Raw genomic sequence first — 16,637 nt, forward strand, 5'->3', positions numbered from 1 at the left:
ACCATCAATCACCAACCTTCATGTTTAGTTAAGACTACTAGAAAAACACGAGTGTTGAATTTCATATAAGACGGAATTCCCAACCTCCTTAAGTATAAAGTAATACGTGAGCCGATTGATTACTTCCCTCCTTTTTTTAAGTTAAGTTAATTATAATCGCTAGTTTGAACTTTGTAAATAATCAGATTATTACAAATTTGTTACTAATGTACCAATACATAAGGAGCGAAAAATGAGATTTACTATACGATTATTGTTTTTTATTTTCGGGCTGGCAATCATGACCTTTGGCGTGTGTATGACGATCAAGGTTGCTGAGATTGGAGTAGGAGCATGGGATGCCTTGAATGTTGCATTGACAGAAAAGATTGGCCTATCCGTAGGAAAATGGGTCATGATTGACGGGGCCATTTTAGTCCTTGTCAATGCCTTGCTTGTTAAAAGGCGGCCTGACCTTTTATCCCTTCTAACGATTATTGTCATTGGTTCTCTCGTTGACTTTTGGCTGGATATGGTTTTCGATTTATTTACGGTAGAAGGGCTGCTGGCGAAGCTGGTGATGTTAGTAGTAGGAATTTTAATTATAGGATTTGGTGCGTCTATCTATTTGCAGGCAAAGTTCCCGCAAAGTCCGATTGATAATTTTATGCTGGCGATAAGTGAACGTTTTTCTTTGAACCTTATGGCTGCAAAAACAATCGGGGAAATTACTGCGTTGATTCCTGCCTATTTCCTTCATGGACCGATTTCCTATGGAACATTGATTATCACGTTTACAGTAGGGCCAGCCATTCAACTGTTCTTTCCCTACTTTGAGAAATTTATGCAGCGATTACAAAGGAAATATTCATAGGGTGAAACGGATAATATGGAGGCACTCCGAAAAAACTACTAGCAGACTGATTTAATGTTCTAGTGAAAGGAGTACCAGCCGTGAAGAAAAATATTTCTTTACTTATGACCCTGCTATTAATGTTATCCTTTATACCGTCTGCTTTGGCTCAAAAAGCTCCGGTAAAACAATCTGCAGTAAAATATCAAGTTCCATCATCGGTACGAAATATTTCAAAAGAAAATACGTATCCGAATTCAACACAGGATTTACCATTCCTGCAGCCAAGTGATTTAACCAAGAAGCTCATTAATTCTTCAAAGGTGAAAATCGAAAACCCTGATCTTATCCGGATGCTTAATGAGACAAGCATCAATAGCACTCCATTTGCGATTGGATATAGGGCAATTGTCTATCTCGGACAGTGGCCATTAAACTACGAATCATCCGAAACCTCCCCTAATTGGGAGTATCAAAAGATAAACACCAATTATTTCGACAATCGCGGCGGAAAGGTTCCGTATCGAATAAAATATGTACAAGAAGCACAAAAAATGATCAGAGGCGGACTGACGTCAAAAATACAGAATGCCGAAGAAGTTAAAAAGATGATGCTTTTAAAGGCAATGGAAAAGACCAACCTGCCGCTTGCCTTTGAGACCATCATAGGTGCAGGTACAAAAAATGACCATATCTATAATATCCCGCCGAATCGTTTAGGTTACTTATATGCCTATGCACCAGGCGTAAATGAAAAAGGGAAGGTCACTTACGGGGAAGTTTACTTAATGCTTAAAGGAAGTAAAAAGTTTATTGTGATTAAGAACGTAACTTCCCAAGGTATCGGTGCTTGGATCCCTGTTCAGGATTATGTTTCATTTGGCTTTGCTGCCTCTGAACGGCCAAGATAATGATTATTTTAGGGCTCCCTCGTTGCTTAGGGGGTTCTTTTTTTTAGAAAAATGGGCAAAATAGGACTAACCCATTGCCAAAGTACCTATATTTCGATAGGATGAAACGGTAATGAAAGGAGTGTTTTATTTGGGCAGCCCCATTCAAAATAAAAATACACAAGTAGATTTCCTGAAACACCGATTAAACATGTTTATCGATGTTTTAGATGCTATTGAACCCGAGGATACTGATTTAGAGGATATTGATCGTTTGATCGCGATGCTGGATGAGATGGAATCAAAGTGTCGTGAATTTAATAATCGTGAAGGAAGCGAGTCTGTATAATGCAGACTCTTTTTTTTATGAAGGCTGTGTTAAAGGGAATTGTTGATATTTAGCATGTCGATTGGAGCGAAGCCGCCTGGAGCGGAAATCAACACATGATTGTAACACAGCCAATATGAAAAATTTTCATATTGCTGCTTTTCCTTTAATTCTAGTGATGACAGGAGTATAATGTAAGCGTGCAAAATAGTTGTAAAATTGAAAATAGATAAAATTGGGGAACAAAGGGAAAGGGGTACTCGAATTGAATATTGATAAATTTCAAGAAAGCATGTATGAACTGATCGTCGAAACATCCACCAAGCTTCCGAAAGATGTTCGCCGCGCTGTGCTAGCTGCTAAGCAAAAGGAAAATGCGGGCACAAGAGCTGCATTGAGTCTTGCCACTATTACGGAAAATATTAAAATGGCCGACGAACAAGTTTCACCAATTTGTCAGGATACTGGTCTGCCAACTTTTAAAATTAAGACACCTGTAGGCGTAAATCAGCTGGAGCTGAAAGAGGCAATCCGTAATGCCATTGTTCTTGCTACGAAAGAAGGGAAGCTGCGTCCGAACTCGGTTGATTCTTTAACTGGTAAAAACAGCGGTGACAACCTTGGGGCGGGTCTCCCAGTTATTAAGTTTGATCAATGGGAAAAAGACTATATTGATGTACGTTTAATTTTAAAAGGCGGCGGCTGTGAGAATAAGAATATCCAATACAGTCTTCCGTGTGAGTTAGAAGGATTGGGCCGTGCCGGCCGTGACCTAGATGGTATCCGCAAATGTATCATGCATTCGGTGTATCAGGCACAAGGACAAGGCTGCAGCGCCGGATTTATCGGCGTTGGTATCGGCGGCGACCGTTCTTCCGGCTATGATTTAGCCAAAGAGCAATTATTCCGCTCTGTTGAAGATGTGAATCCAAATGAGGATCTTCGTGCGCTTGAAGAGTATGTAGTGGAAAATGCAAATAAATTAGGTATCGGAACAATGGGCTTTGGCGGGGAAGCAACCCTTTTAGGTTGTAAAATTGGCGTCATGAACCGTATTCCAGCGAGCTTTTATGTATCTGTTGCCTATAATTGCTGGGCCTTCCGCCGCTTAGGTGTGAGTGTCGATGCTGTGACTGGTGAAATTAACGAGTGGGCGTACCAGGATGGCGAGTTCATTGATTTTGCTGAGGAAAGTCAGGCGGAGAAGGAGACGGCGGCTGCTTCTTCTGACGATGTGATTGTTCTTGAAGCGCCAATTACCGAGGAAAAGATTCGTTCCTTGAAGGTTGGCGACGTTGTTAAAATTAATGGATTAATGTACACTGGCCGTGATGCGATTCATAAATATTTAAGTGACCATGAGGCACCAGTTGATTTGAATGGCCAGATCATTTATCATTGCGGTCCGGTTATGTTGAAGGATGAGAAGGGCGAATGGCATGTGAAGGCTGCCGGCCCGACGACTAGTATTCGTGAGGAGCCTTATCAGGGTGATATTATGAAGAAGTTCGGTATCCGTGCTGTGATCGGTAAGGGCGGTATGGGGCCAAAAACTTTGGCGGCGTTGGAGGAACATGGCGGCGTTTATCTGAATGCCATCGGCGGTGCTGCTCAATATTATGCGGATTGCATTAAGGGCGTTGAAGGCGTTGATTTAATGCAGTTTGGCATTCCGGAAGCGATGTGGCATTTGCGCGTTGAAGGTTTTACTGCTGTTGTTACGATGGATTCACATGGCAACAGTTTGCATGCGGATGTTGATAAGTCTTCTTTGGAAAAGTTAGCTCAGTTTAAGGAGCCGGTTTTTAAGTAATTGAATGGGGTTTGAGGATAGGCGTGAGTGGTAGTGCGCCTATCCTTTTTTTGGTGTTTGTGGGGGATTTGTTAATAAATCCGGAAATTTGTTAATAACGCCGCTCATTTTGTTAATATCTATAAGAAATTTGTTAATACGCCTCTAATTTTTGTTAATAACACCCCAAAATTTGTTAATAAAGCTTTAAAGCGCTAAAGTAAAGCATAAAATTATAAGGAGGAATTCTCAAAAGGATGTCGAAATAGATAATAAATTAGCTAAAGGAGGGAAGAATTTGTTCAATTTACCCCTTATTAAGCCCATTACATTACAACAGGCAGAAGCTGCACAAAGAAGACTACCTAGTAACCATCCCATGATGGCTGAATTACAGTTGAAAATCAGAATTTTAGCTTCAGGGTATAAAGGAGAGAAGACGTTAACCTATTTTCTTGGATTACTCCCGGAAAGAAACTATCATATTTTTCATGGCCTAAGGCTTCCAGTAAGGAATTCCTTCTTTCAAATGGATGCTCACCTTCTTTCTCCAAAATTAATCATCCTCTTAGAGTCAAAAAACTATTCCGGAACAATTACATTAGAAAAACATCAGTTAATTCAAGAGGTCAATAATACGAAAATGATCTATGATAATCCAATTTCACAAGTAAATAGGCATAAAATCCTTTTACAGTATTTTTTTCAAAAATATCAAATCCCACCTATCCCAATTGAAACAGTAGTAGTTTTCACAAATTCATCAGCAGAAGTCAAAATTGTGCAAGGGTATCATGAGGCAGACAAAAAAATCTGTAAAGCCAGCAACCTTTTGAAGAAAATTGAAGAACTTGAGAAATACTACGCTAAAGATAGAGTAGATCAAAAAACAATTGGAAAGATAAAAAGACTGCTTTTGAGTAAACACACTCCATATAGATCTGATTTCTTAAACACATTAGGTATAAATAAAAGTGATATTTTACCAGGTGTTTGCTGTTCAAATTGTTTCTCCATGCCGATGGAATACCAAAGAAACAAGTGGATTTGCCCCGTTTGTCAAAGTTCAAAAGAAGGTTGCCATGAAGCAATTAATGATTTCTTTCTTCTTATTAACACCTCAATAACCAATTCTGAACTACGAGAATTTCTTCGATTACCCACAAGAAGGGCCGCCTCTTATCAATTAGAATTATTAAATTTACCCTCCACAGGAACAAAAAAACGCCGTGTTTATAACCAACCTAAGGATTTCCTATAAATGCTAATTATCCTTTCCCCGTTTTCAACAAACACTAATAAAAATAAACTAGGGGGATTACGGATGAAACGAATTATTACTATCCTTGCTGTTATCTGCTTATTTCTTCCAACAAGTACATATGCAGCAGTATCCAATCAGCCGATTAACTGGGGATTTAAAAAAGCTGTAAACGAGATTCCGCCGGAAGCTGGAGCCCAATACGATCAGCTACTTGCCAAATACGGGGCTTTTTACAAAGGCGATCCTAACTCAAAGTTTTTATATCTTACCTTTGACAGCGGCTACGAAAATGGCTATATGCCCAAAATACTCGAAGTCTTGAAAAAAGAAAAAGTCCCTGCCACCTTCTTTGTAACCGGCCACTTTTTAAACTCTCAACCGGATTTGGCCAAACAAATGGTGAAGGAAGGACATATTATCGGCAACCATTCCTTTAGTCATCCTGACTTTACAGCCGTTAGTGATGAAAGAATTCGTGAAGAACTAAAAAAGGTTAAGGTCAAAACACAGGAAGTAACAGGACAAAAGGGAATGAAGTATCTTCGCCCGCCGCGTGGCGTTTTTAGTGAGCGGACCATGAAAATTGCAAAAGAAGAGGGATACACACATGTCTTTTGGTCACTAGCTTTTGTGGACTGGAATATCAATCAGCAAAGAGGCTGGCAGTATTCTTACGATAATATTATGAAGCAAATTCATCCAGGCTGTGTTCTCCTGCTTCATTCTGTTTCAAAGGACAATGCTGATGCATTAGAACAAGCAATTAAAGATTTGAAAAAGAGGGGCTATAAATTCAAAAGCCTGGATGATTTTCCAAAACCGAAATAAAGCAGAGAGGCCGAATTTACCATATTCGGCCTTAATCTTCTGAACAATAGTTTTTTAATATAGCTAAATTATTTTTATTGACATAATAAATATTATGGATTAATGTAAAAAAATGAAATAATACCGATAAGAATATGGGGGATTAATCATGAGGAAATATTTACTATCTTTTTTAAGCATACTTTTATTGTTTGCACTAGCTGCTTGTAACAATACAGACAAAAAGAATGATTCAGCATCAAATGCTAATAAATCACTTTATGATCAAATTAAAGCTAAAGGTGAAATAACGATAGGTACTGAAGGTACTTATGCTCCGTTTACCTATCATGATGATAATGATAAATTAACCGGTTTTGATATTGAAATTGCGACAGAAGTATTTAAGCGTCTAAACATTAAGCCTAAATTTATTGAAACCAAATGGGACGGAATGATCGCCGGCCTTGATGCGAAACGTTATGATATGGTTGCGAACGAGGTTGCGGTTCGCCCTGAGCGCCTTGAAAAATATGATATGTCAGATTCTTATATCACTTCAAAGGCAGTATTAATCGTTGGGTCAGATAATAATACCATTAAATCGCTTGATGATTTGAAAGGTAAAAAAGTGGGACAGTCATTAGATAGTAATTACCGTGTTGTTGCTGAAAAACATGGGGCAACCAATACAGTGGTCGAAGGTTTTAACCAAGCAATTGATTTGATTACTTCTAAACGAATTGATGCAACCATTAATGATAGTCTTTCTTATTTAGACCTAAAGAAACAACGTCCTGATTTACCAATTAAGGTTGTTTATACAGAGCCAAATGCAACACAAAATGCTTTTCTTTTCCGTAAAGACAACCCTGAATTAGTTAAGGCTGTAAATAAGGCATTGGCAGATATGCAAAAAGACGGAACCTACTTGAAAATCTCCAAGAAATACTTTGGGGAAGATGTTTCTAAGTAAAGGATTGATTTAAATTGATGGCAGATGATCGTTTACATCGGATAATAGGAATCCTAAGTGATTCCTTTTTTCCACTTTTAAAAGCGGGATTGTATTTTACAATCCCTTTAACATTGATTTCTTTTGCACTGGGAATTATTCTTGCTTTCTTGACCGCTTTAGCACGCCTATCGAGTATAAAGCAGTTGAATGCTATTGCGAGATTTTATTTGTGGATTTTTCGCGGCACACCATTATTAGTGCAGCTTTTTATACTCTTTTATGGATTACCGAGCATGGGAATTACATTAAATCCTTTTCCAGCAGCAGTGATTGGCTTTACCTTAAATGTAGGTGCGTATAGCTCTGAAATTATTCGTGCCGCCATCCAATCCATTCCAAAGGGACAATGGGAGGCTGCCTATTCAATAGGAATGACAAAGTCGAAGGCGATGAGGAGAATTATCCTGCCGCAAGCAGTAAGAGTATCTCTCCCGCCGCTTGGAAATTCCTTTATCAGTCTTGTAAAAGATACTTCCTTAGCAGCGACGATTACGGTCACAGAAATGTTTCAAAAAGGTCAACAAATTGCTTCAGTTACGTATGAACCTCTATGGTTATATATTGAAGTAGCTATCATTTATTTAATTTTTTGTACCTTCCTATCCCATCTGCAATCGAAGCTTGAACTGCGATATGAAAAAGGCGTTGCTAGATAATGGAGGGAGAAATATGATTTCAGTTGAAAAAGTGTCTAAGCGATTTGGAGAATTGGAGGTTCTTCGGGGCATTGATTTATCCATCGAGAAAGGTAAGACAGCCGTTATTATCGGTCCTTCCGGTTCAGGCAAGACTACATTTTTGCGCTGCTTAAATTTACTAGAAATGCCTGAGTCAGGAAGAATAACTTTAGGCGAAAAATCCATTGATTTTACAGGGAAAACAAAATTGTCATCTTCTACGATCACGTCATTTCGCCAGCAAACAGGAATGGTATTTCAAAATTATAATCTTTTTCCTCATTTAACTGCGATAGAGAACGTAATGGAAGGGCAGGTTCATGTCTTAAATCGGGAAAAAACAGCAGCCCGTGAGAAAGCTTTGACTTTACTGGACAGGGTTGGTTTACGGGATAAAGCTGATATGTATCCGCATCAATTATCGGGTGGACAACAACAACGGGTGGGGATTGCCCGTGCAATGGGGCTGGATCCGGCTGTGTTGTTATTTGATGAACCTACCTCTGCACTTGATCCTGAATTGGTTGGTGAGGTGCTAAAGGTAATGAAGGACCTAGCTGATGAGGGCATGACGATGGTTGTGGTAACACATGAGATGTCATTTGCCAAAAATGTTGCGGATCAGGTCATTTTTATGGACCAAGGGGTCGTTGTAGAAAAAGGGACACCTGAAGAAGTATTTACAAGTAATGAAAACCCAAGATTGGTTCAATTTCTGAATAAAGTGATTGGAAGATAAAGGAATATCTTGTAAAGATTAAAGAAAGGCAACACCCCTTTGGGCGTTGCCTTTTATGTTATTTATACCTTATTAAACACTACCAAGCCGGATTCCCCAGAATTCGGCTTTTCAATATAAAACATGCTATAATACAACTCAAGCTTTTTTTAAAATTTGGAGTGAGAAAAATGAAAACCGATCAAGGTATTAAAATACAATTAAAACAAACCTTTCCTTTAACCATCAAAAGGCTCGGGATCAATGGAGAGGGCGTGGGTTATTTTAAAAGGCAAGTCGTCTTCGTACCTGGGGCTCTTCCTGGTGAAGAAGTGGTCGTAGAGGCAACCAAAATTAATCCCAAATTTGCCGAGGCACAAATTAAAAAAATTCGTGTAAAATCACCGCATCGTGTCCAGCCGCCTTGTCCGTTTTACGAGCAATGCGGCGGCTGTCAGCTTCAGCATTTGCAATACGGACAGCAGTTAAAAGAAAAGCGCGATATCATTATTCAATCGCTTGAACGGCACACGAAGCAGAATGTGGATAAACTTGATATTCGCGAAACGATTGGAATGGAAAATCCTTGGGGTTACCGGAATAAAAGCAGCTTCCAGGTAGAACAGAAAAATGGCAAGGTCTTAGCTGGATTATATGGCATGAATTCACACCAGCTTATTGATATCGAACATTGTGCGGTCCAGCATTCACAAACAAATGAAGCCGTAACAACTGTAAAATCAATACTTCAGGACCTGCAAATCCCTATATATAATGAAAAAACTAGAAAAGGGATCGTTAGAACCATTGTTGCACGTGTAGGTGTGGAAACAGGCGAGCTGCAGGTAGTCCTGATTACTACCCAAAAAGAATTGCCTAAAAAGGATTCTATTATTGAGGAAATACAAAAAAGGCTCCCTAAAGTGAAATCTATTGTTCAAAACATAAATGGTGAAAAAACCTCATTAATTTTTGGAGAGGAAACTCTCGCGATGGCCGGTGAAGAATTCATTCAGGAAACACTAGGAGATCTTCAATTTGAACTTTCAGCACGAACGTTCTTTCAGCTGAATCCGATTCAAACCGTCAAGCTTTATGATGAGGTGAAAAAAGCGGCTGACCTGACAGGAAAAGAGAAGGTCCTTGATGCTTACTGTGGGGTAGGGACGATTGGATTATGGCTTGCTGACAAAGCAGCAGAGGTTCGCGGTATGGACGTTATCCCTGAATCCATTGATGATGCCAAGAAAAATGCCAAACGTCACGGGTTTACTAATACAAAATATGTTCCGGGTAAAGCGGAAGAGGTATTGCCAAAATGGGTGAAAAAAGGCTGGAAGCCGGATGTAATCGTCGTTGATCCACCAAGGACGGGGCTAGACAACCAGTTACTTCAAACCATTTTGCAGGTGGAACCAGAAAAGCTTATTTATGTGTCTTGTAATCCTTCTACCTTGGCAAAAGACATTCAAACCTTAGGTTCAAAATATGATGTAAAATATATTCAACCTGTAGACATGTTCCCGCATACCGCACATGTCGAGTGCTGTTCACTACTAGTATTGAAAGACAAATAATGAATGTGGCCGTGTGTAAAAAAGTCTCTCTGATTTTCAGGGAGACTTATTATTTTCTTTAAGGGTTATTTGACTTGGTGTAGAGAAACGCAGCAAAGTTTGTTAAATTGACTCCCTATTTAAAAGGTTAAAATACAAGACCCCTTTTCTATTACAGGAAAGGGATCTTGTATTTGTAAAGACTAACAGTTTCTTGCATTTGATTTTTATTTATATGGCAGATATTCTGGCAGCGGTACATTGGTTACCGAAAGAGGTATTTCCAGCTTGATTCCCATTTGAAGGTCATAAGGAGATACAAGCCCATTCACTTTTTGAAGGGCCTCGATACTTGTACCAAATTGTTCAGCAATTGTACCGAGTGTATCCATCTCTCCTACTATATGGGTTTTTCTCAATTTCTCGATTCTGCATGCGGACTGCTTAAAGGTTGGCTGCTTGGATAAAGGATCGGTAAAATCTGCAGTCAAATCATTTGCAGCCTCCTTTTTATGCCAGCTTCCATAATGAAATGGCACAAAAATTAATCCTTTTTGTACGGATTCACCAATTCTCACTGGGACTTCAATTTCCCCTCTTGCCGAAATAATTCTCACCTTCTCGCCCTCTATCAGCCCTAGTTCCAATGCATCTGAGGTATTTATTTCCGCATACCCATTAGGAGCAGCCGCCTGAAGGTATGGCGAACGTGCGGTTTTGGTCCTTGTATGCCAATGCCAAACCAGTCTTCCAGTAGTAACCCATAAAGGATATTCCTTGTTTGGCTGTTCCACAGGTGGCAGATATCTTGTTGGATGGAGCATCGCTCTCCCATTTAAATTTAATTCTTCAAACTCTTCCTTAGATAGCGGTCTTCCAGTAAACTGGTCCTTCATAAACGATTGAGTATAGTTTGTTTCTGTTGCAAAACGGCCATTCGAATAAAGCCGGGTAGTCCCTTCCGGTGATGTATCATTGACCGGCCATCTTAACCCATTATATTTTTCAAGTTTTTCATAAGTAATGCCGGTCATGTCAGAAGGTCTTCCTTTTGATACTTTTTTCCATTCCTCAAAACATTCTTCTGGAGTTGAATATTGAATCAATGGATTTCCATCCTTGTCACGAAAATCCATCCTTTTTGCAAAATCGAGCAGTATCTCTAAGTCAGATTTAACTCCCTCAGGAGGGTCTACTGCCTTTATTAATAAATTAATGGTTCTGTCGGCATTTTCCATAGTCCCTTCTTTTTCTCCCCATAAAGCTGCTGGAAGGACAACATCTGCAACCACTGCTGTTTCTGTTAAAAATGGGTCCTGCACTACTACAAAAACCTCTTCCAGAGCCTTCCTGGCTCTTGCCCGATTAGGAAGAGATACCATAGGATTTGTTCCAATGTTCCAAAAAAAGCTGATTTCTCCATTTTCGATCATATCAATCTGTTCTTCTATCCCTTTTTCTGGACCTACTGGAAGGTCCTTTTCTTCCACGTTCCATAGCTCTGCCATTTCACGAATGTGGTCTGGATTATTTGGATTTCTATTTGCCGGATAAGTTCCAACACCGCCAGCTGTACGGTTAGCTGATGAACTAGGCTGGCCAGCCATATGGAGCGGACCGCAGCCAGGCTTGCCAATCAGCCCTCTAATTAAGTGAATATTATTAATAGCAACGCATGCTGTTGTTGCATCCGCACTTTGGTACGTACCTTGGAGAGTAGTGGTTACAAGAGACTCAGTATACCCTAGAATTTCTGCAGCTTCTTTAATCAATCCTGCTGGTATTCCGGTAACTTCACTGGTGTGTTCTACATCCCACTCACCAAGAGCTTCTGCCATTTTTTCAAAACCAACAGTATTGTTTTCTATGAATTGCTCATCCAGTCTTCCTTCCTCTATTATAAGGCGCTGCAGTCCATTTAATAATGCAACGTTCGTTCCCGGATATAATTGAAGATGCATATCGGCCATACGGGCCGTAGCTGTTTTCCTTGGGTCTACAACGATAATATACGGCTTTCCTGTTCTCTTTTTTCTTTCCATAATTCTTTCAAATAAAACAGTTCCCGTTTCCGCAGGATTATGACCGAACAAGAAAAGTGTATCTGCTTCATCAACATCGTCAAATGATGCAGGAACACCATCTGCACCGAAGGACTGAAGCAGGCAAAATTCAGTAGTAGCTGTACAAAGCCTTGTATTGGCATCTAACAAATGAGTTCCTATTCCCGCTCTGCCAATTTTAGCTATCGTATAATAGTCTTCTAGAAATCCTTGTCCCGTTGAATAGATAGCGATTCCATTTCTGCCCTTATTTTTTATGGTTTCCTGTGCCTTTTTAACAATTAGTTCCATCGCCACGTCCCAGGTGGATGGAACAAGCTGTCCAAACGCATCCCGGACCATTGGGGTCAAAAGCCTGTCCGGACTGTTGTTTGCATGCCATTGGTTTTCACCTTTTGGCCCTAATCTTCCTCTGTTTATAGGATGCTTCGAATTGCCCTTTATCCCCACAACCTTCTTATCTTTAACGGCTATGTGGCATCCGCAGCCGACAGAACAGATATTACAAGTACTGTATACCCATTTATCGACCTCTCCCTGACTATATACATTTATATCTGTCCGCTCCGTATCCCAAGCCATTATTTTCCACCCTCTCTTTGTGTCTTAGGCAAATACAACTCTGGTACAACATATTTAATTTTCTCAGGACCGAATTGAACTTCCAGCTCTTTGGCACCTTCTTTGAGGCTTTTTTTAATCCTCTGGAATAGTAAATCCAAATCATTAACATGTTGCGCATTGTTTTCATCCTGCCATGTGATCGCTCTTCCCCAAGCCCGAAAGGTTGAATCGGCAACCGAATCGTCATGGTATAAAATAGAGAGATCCTTTTTATACGTTTTAAAATCCTGTTCCTTCCTTTGTAAAATTTCAATTAGGTTCCCGCAAGTATCCTTTTGTTCTTCCAATACCGTTCTAAATAGAATTGCCAATGGATTTTCTGCATACTGACTTTCCTTTATAATCTTGTCAGAGTCTTCCATAATACTGTTAAAAATATTATGTAACCTGTTCATTCCCTCCCGCCTTCCTATTAATTTGGTTTTATATATCTAGTAACCCTATCAATAATGGATAAACCTTCGAAGACGTTTTTTAATAGAATTTTCATAAATGCTCTTCCACAAAAAAAAAGCCAAAAGCTGATAACTTAGCTAAAGACGAAAAAATTGTCACTGAGTTCTGGGAAAGGATATATGAATTTGATGGCATGGTAAATTAGCTCGTAATCTAAGGCGTAGCGTTTTGAGTTATCACAATATTAAAAATATTATTGACAATAGAAAAATAGGGTGCTAACATTCTTATAAACCAAAGACGAGGGAGTTAAACTGTTAAACGGTCTCTTAGCGAATCCGGGATGGTGTAAGCCGGACAGATGCAGTCACAGCAAGTGGGCCTCAGAGGGCGAAGTGAAAGAATTTTTTAGTAGCTTAGACGTATAGCCAGCGTTATGGGGCTAAGGGTGTGAAAACACCCTGCAGAGTGGGTATGTATTATACATATCAAACAAGGTGGTACCGCAAGTTAACACTTGTCCTTGAATTATATTTAAGGATAGGTGTTTTTTATTTTATAAGCCCAAACAACTGTAAAGGAGAAGGTGTGATGGATGATAGATTTACGCTATTTAACTTAAAAGTAGAGGTGGTGGCTGCTGATCAACCAATGGTGTGCAGTCATAAGGAAGGTGACTATTTCTTGGTTATAGGGGAAAACCTGGTTTTTCCGGAAACTAATACATTTTCCATGTATGCATTAAGCGCTATTTTGCCGCTACTGCCTGCAAAGCAGCGGCCATTACACGCTAATGACTGGATGTTATCTGATAGTCTCATTGCCTGCCCAGATCCAAACTGTGGTGCCAGATTTAAAATAACTCGTATCGGAACTCAGGAATTTAGTCATGCTGAATGCACAATAGAACCCATTCAAAAAGGAGATCAACAATAATGGCAGAACGATTTGAATTAGCAAAAGATTATACAATCAATAGAGTGATCAACGGCTGTTGGCAATTATCGGAAGGTCATAGTTTAGAATCTAAATTAGACATGAACGATGTCATGAAGGCCTTCTATATGCTTGCTGATAAAGGATTTACGACATTTGATTGTGCAGATATCTATACAGGCACTGAAGAATTTCTAGGGGAATTTTTAACGGAACTAAAAACAGGGAGTACCCTTTCACCGCATGATATTCAAATTCATACCAAGTATGTACCGGATATCAATTTGCTTCGTGAGGTCGATTACAGTTACACCGAAAAAATAATAGACAGAAGCCTTAAACGTCAAAAACGTGATGTATTGGATCTCGTACAGTTTCATTGGTGGGATTACAATGTGCCTGGCTTTGTTGAGACAGCAGGAGATCTGTTGAAACTTAAAGAAAAAGGAAAGATCCGTAATATCGGCGTTACCAACTTTGATACGAAGCATTTATCTGAACTCGTTGATGCCGGTATCCCTGTTGTGTCCTGTCAAAGTCAATACTCGGTTTTTGATAGACGTCCAGAAAAAGAGTTATTAGATTACTGTAAAAGCAAAGGAATTTCCTTGCTGTGCTATGGTACATTATCAGGAGGTTTGTTATCAGAAAAATGGCTTGGACAAGCTTCAATTCAACCAGAAACGCGCTCGCATGTTAAATATTTTCAGGTGATTGAAGATACCTTAGGTTGGGATGACTATCAGGAATTATTGTTATTGCTGCAAAGAATCGCTAATAAGCATTCTGTCAAGGTTTCTCAAATTGCAACAAAATATATATTAAATCAGCAAGGTGTCGGGGCTTCCATTATTGGAGTTCGAAATAGCAGGCACGTTGAGTCAAATTCTCAAATATTTACATTCGAACTCGACAAGTCTGATATGGATGAGATCAAACAATTCTTAGACAAGTATCCAATAATAGAGGGTGAACCTTTTGAGTTAGAGCGGACAATTGGCTCTAAATATCGTAATATTATGAAAATGAATTTAAATGAAGAATAAATATTCCAGCTTTCCTAAATTACCAGAGTAAAAGTTTACTTATAAAAAGGGGGTTTTTATATGGATAAAAAACTTGAATTTAGAGGTGGCTGGGGGGTTGCGTTTATTCCAGTCGTAGTTTTTCTGTTCTTCTGTGTATTGTTTTTTATCGTTTTTAAAGCATTTGAAATGTATGCTCTTGCAATGGGCGCTTTTGTAGCTCTTATGGTGGGTGCTATTTTTGTCAAAAAGGGCAACTACGATTGGTACTGGGATTCAGTCTATGCAGGTGTAAAGGAAGCCGTCCCAATTTTAGTCCTTCTGTTCGTCATTGGGATGTTCTCGGAATTGATTAAATCTACTAACATTTCGTCAGGATTCGTATGGCTTGCCAACCTCTTGGGCGTAGATGGGGGATTATTCACGGCGTTTACATTCCTGGCAGTTTGTGTGATTTCGACTGCCACCGGGTCATCGATTGGAACAATGTTTACCTGTTTCCCAATTTTCTACCCGGCTGGGGTATTGCTGGGCAGTGATCCTGCCATTCTTGCGGGTGCACTCGTCAGTGCTTCTATTTTTGGTGATAACTTAGCACCGATATCAGATACCACCATCATCTCTGCAGGTACTCAAGAATATACAAAGAAAAAAGGTTTTGCTGAAGTGGGCGGCTGTGTTGCCAGCCGGTTGAAATATTCCTTGGTCGCAGGTACGATCTCTTTTGTTCTGTTCTGGATCTTCGGCGGCGGCGGCACGGCAGGTGATGGCGCTTCGGATATCCTTGTCAAGAACATGAATCCAAACTCACTGGTTATGCTGGTTCCGGTAGTCGTCATGTTAATTATCGCAATCAAAACCCGCAATATCTATAAAGCGATAACGATAGGGATCATTTTAGGAACAATAACAGGTCTGGCGTTTCACCTTCTAACGTTCGACAATGTAATCTCAGTTAAGGATGGTGCTCCGAAAGGTTTCCTAACGGGCGGCATCAGCAGTATGATGGCAACGGTCACGCTGGTTATTTCTGTCTATGGCATAATGGGTGTGCTTAACGGTGCGGGAGTGCTAGAAAAAGTGACAAATGGCATCCTTAACAGCAAAATGGGTAAGACAGTCCGCGGTGCTGAAATCGCGATGATGTTAGGTATTTCGTTTACAACTTTGCTCTTCGGTGGTGTAACCAGTGCTTCGATGACAACATTTGGAAAAGTACAGAATGAGATTGGCAAACGTGTAGGATTGCATCCATACCGACGTGCCTATCTACTGGATGGTTTTGCTAATGCTATTGTGCTGGTTATACCTTTTTTAAGTGTTTTTGTATTCCTCGGCGCGTTGCTGTCGAAAGGGTATGATTTTGTTGAACCGCTTTTACTAACACAGGTCTCAAGCGGTATGATTTATTGTATGGTACTGTTTTTGGTTCTATTGTCCTCGGTCATAACGGGATGGGGCCGCGAATATGAGGGCTCTGAAGGGAAAGTGGTTAGAAATCCTCAAGAATTAGTAAAACAAGGTACCAAGAACGTCTCTCATAATATATGATGGCCAGTGCCTGTCACTCCCCGCTAATTGTTGAATTCTTATCGACTATTTCAGAAGACATTTTAAAGAAAGGCAACTACCCCTCCGGGGCGTTGCCTTTTTTTGTTGCGTGCCCAGCAAGCCGTTAATTGCTAGTTGGTGAAAGTCCAATCCGAGTAAG

General features: G+C 39.8%; 15 protein-coding genes. 13 read left to right on the forward strand and 2 right to left on the reverse strand.

The genetic code is table 11. From position 1 onward, the window contains the following. The first annotated feature begins 232 nt into the window (after positions 1-232). From GXK58_RS14840 to rlmD, 10 genes are all read left to right on the forward strand, one after another. Positions 233-853 (forward strand): YczE/YyaS/YitT family protein, encoded by a 621-nt coding sequence (locus GXK58_RS14840; protein ID WP_160723927.1) that lies wholly within the window; start codon positions 233-235, stop codon positions 851-853. A gap of 119 nt (positions 854-972) precedes the next feature. Continuing rightward, positions 973-1,743: a YfkD family protein gene (locus tag GXK58_RS14845; RefSeq protein WP_442862482.1), complete on the forward strand. Its 771-nt coding sequence runs from the start codon at positions 973-975 to the stop codon at positions 1,741-1,743. A gap of 130 nt (positions 1,744-1,873) precedes the next feature. Next, positions 1,874-2,071, forward strand: coding sequence for an SE1561 family protein (locus GXK58_RS14850; RefSeq protein WP_160723956.1), 198 nt, complete (start codon positions 1,874-1,876; stop codon positions 2,069-2,071). A gap of 244 nt (positions 2,072-2,315) precedes the next feature. Then, a complete protein-coding gene (locus GXK58_RS14855) occupies positions 2,316-3,863 on the forward strand; it encodes a fumarate hydratase (protein WP_160723929.1) in 1,548 nt (515 codons plus the stop codon). 277 nt (positions 3,864-4,140) lie between these two features. Next, positions 4,141-5,103: a nuclease-related domain-containing protein gene (locus GXK58_RS14860; protein WP_160723930.1), complete on the forward strand. Its 963-nt coding sequence runs from the start codon at positions 4,141-4,143 to the stop codon at positions 5,101-5,103. 63 nt (positions 5,104-5,166) lie between these two features. Continuing rightward, positions 5,167-5,934, forward strand: coding sequence for a delta-lactam-biosynthetic de-N-acetylase (gene pdaA / locus GXK58_RS14865; protein ID WP_160723931.1), 768 nt, complete (start codon positions 5,167-5,169; stop codon positions 5,932-5,934). A gap of 148 nt (positions 5,935-6,082) precedes the next feature. Then, entirely contained in the window at positions 6,083-6,889 is an 807-nt protein-coding gene (locus tag GXK58_RS14870) for an amino acid ABC transporter substrate-binding protein (RefSeq protein ID WP_160723932.1), read from the forward strand. A gap of 17 nt (positions 6,890-6,906) precedes the next feature. After that, complete coding sequence (locus GXK58_RS14875; RefSeq protein WP_160723933.1) at positions 6,907-7,587, forward strand: amino acid ABC transporter permease; 681 nt, start codon at positions 6,907-6,909, stop codon at positions 7,585-7,587. 13 nt (positions 7,588-7,600) lie between these two features. Then, the gene (locus tag GXK58_RS14880; protein WP_160723934.1) at positions 7,601-8,347 is read left to right on the forward strand and encodes an amino acid ABC transporter ATP-binding protein; all 747 of its coding nucleotides are present in this window, start codon (positions 7,601-7,603) and stop codon (positions 8,345-8,347) included. Between the two features lie 170 nt (positions 8,348-8,517). Beyond that, positions 8,518-9,903, forward strand: coding sequence for a 23S rRNA (uracil(1939)-C(5))-methyltransferase RlmD (rlmD, locus tag GXK58_RS14885; protein WP_160723935.1), 1,386 nt, complete (start codon positions 8,518-8,520; stop codon positions 9,901-9,903). Between the two features lie 206 nt (positions 9,904-10,109). On the opposite strand, the gene GXK58_RS14890 is transcribed toward rlmD, so the two are convergent. Next, the gene (locus GXK58_RS14890; protein ID WP_160723936.1) at positions 10,110-12,527 is read right to left on the reverse strand and encodes a molybdopterin-dependent oxidoreductase; all 2,418 of its coding nucleotides are present in this window, start codon (positions 12,525-12,527) and stop codon (positions 10,110-10,112) included. Then, entirely contained in the window at positions 12,527-12,964 is a 438-nt protein-coding gene (locus tag GXK58_RS14895; protein WP_160723937.1) for a hypothetical protein, read from the reverse strand. Before GXK58_RS14895 ends, GXK58_RS14890 begins: the two co-directional genes overlap by 1 nt. A 592-nt stretch (positions 12,965-13,556) precedes the next feature. On the opposite strand from GXK58_RS14895, the gene GXK58_RS14900 reads away from it, so the two are divergent. The 3 genes from GXK58_RS14900 to GXK58_RS14910 are packed head-to-tail and all read left to right on the forward strand — an operon-like array spanning position 13,557 to position 16,477. Then, positions 13,557-13,901 (forward strand): TIGR04076 family protein, encoded by a 345-nt coding sequence (locus GXK58_RS14900; RefSeq protein ID WP_202171370.1) that lies wholly within the window; start codon positions 13,557-13,559, stop codon positions 13,899-13,901. Further along, positions 13,901-14,947, forward strand: coding sequence for an aldo/keto reductase (locus tag GXK58_RS14905; RefSeq protein WP_160723939.1), 1,047 nt, complete (start codon positions 13,901-13,903; stop codon positions 14,945-14,947). The genes GXK58_RS14900 and GXK58_RS14905 overlap by 1 nt, the downstream gene beginning before the upstream one ends. Positions 14,948-15,007: 60 nt before the next feature. Continuing rightward, complete coding sequence (locus GXK58_RS14910) at positions 15,008-16,477, forward strand: Na+/H+ antiporter NhaC family protein (RefSeq protein WP_160723940.1); 1,470 nt, start codon at positions 15,008-15,010, stop codon at positions 16,475-16,477. The last annotated feature ends 160 nt before the right edge of the window (positions 16,478-16,637 follow it).

Source organism: Bacillus sp. USDA818B3_A, from assembly GCF_009928415.1.
Lineage (GTDB): Bacteria > Bacillota > Bacilli > Bacillales > Cytobacillaceae > Neobacillus.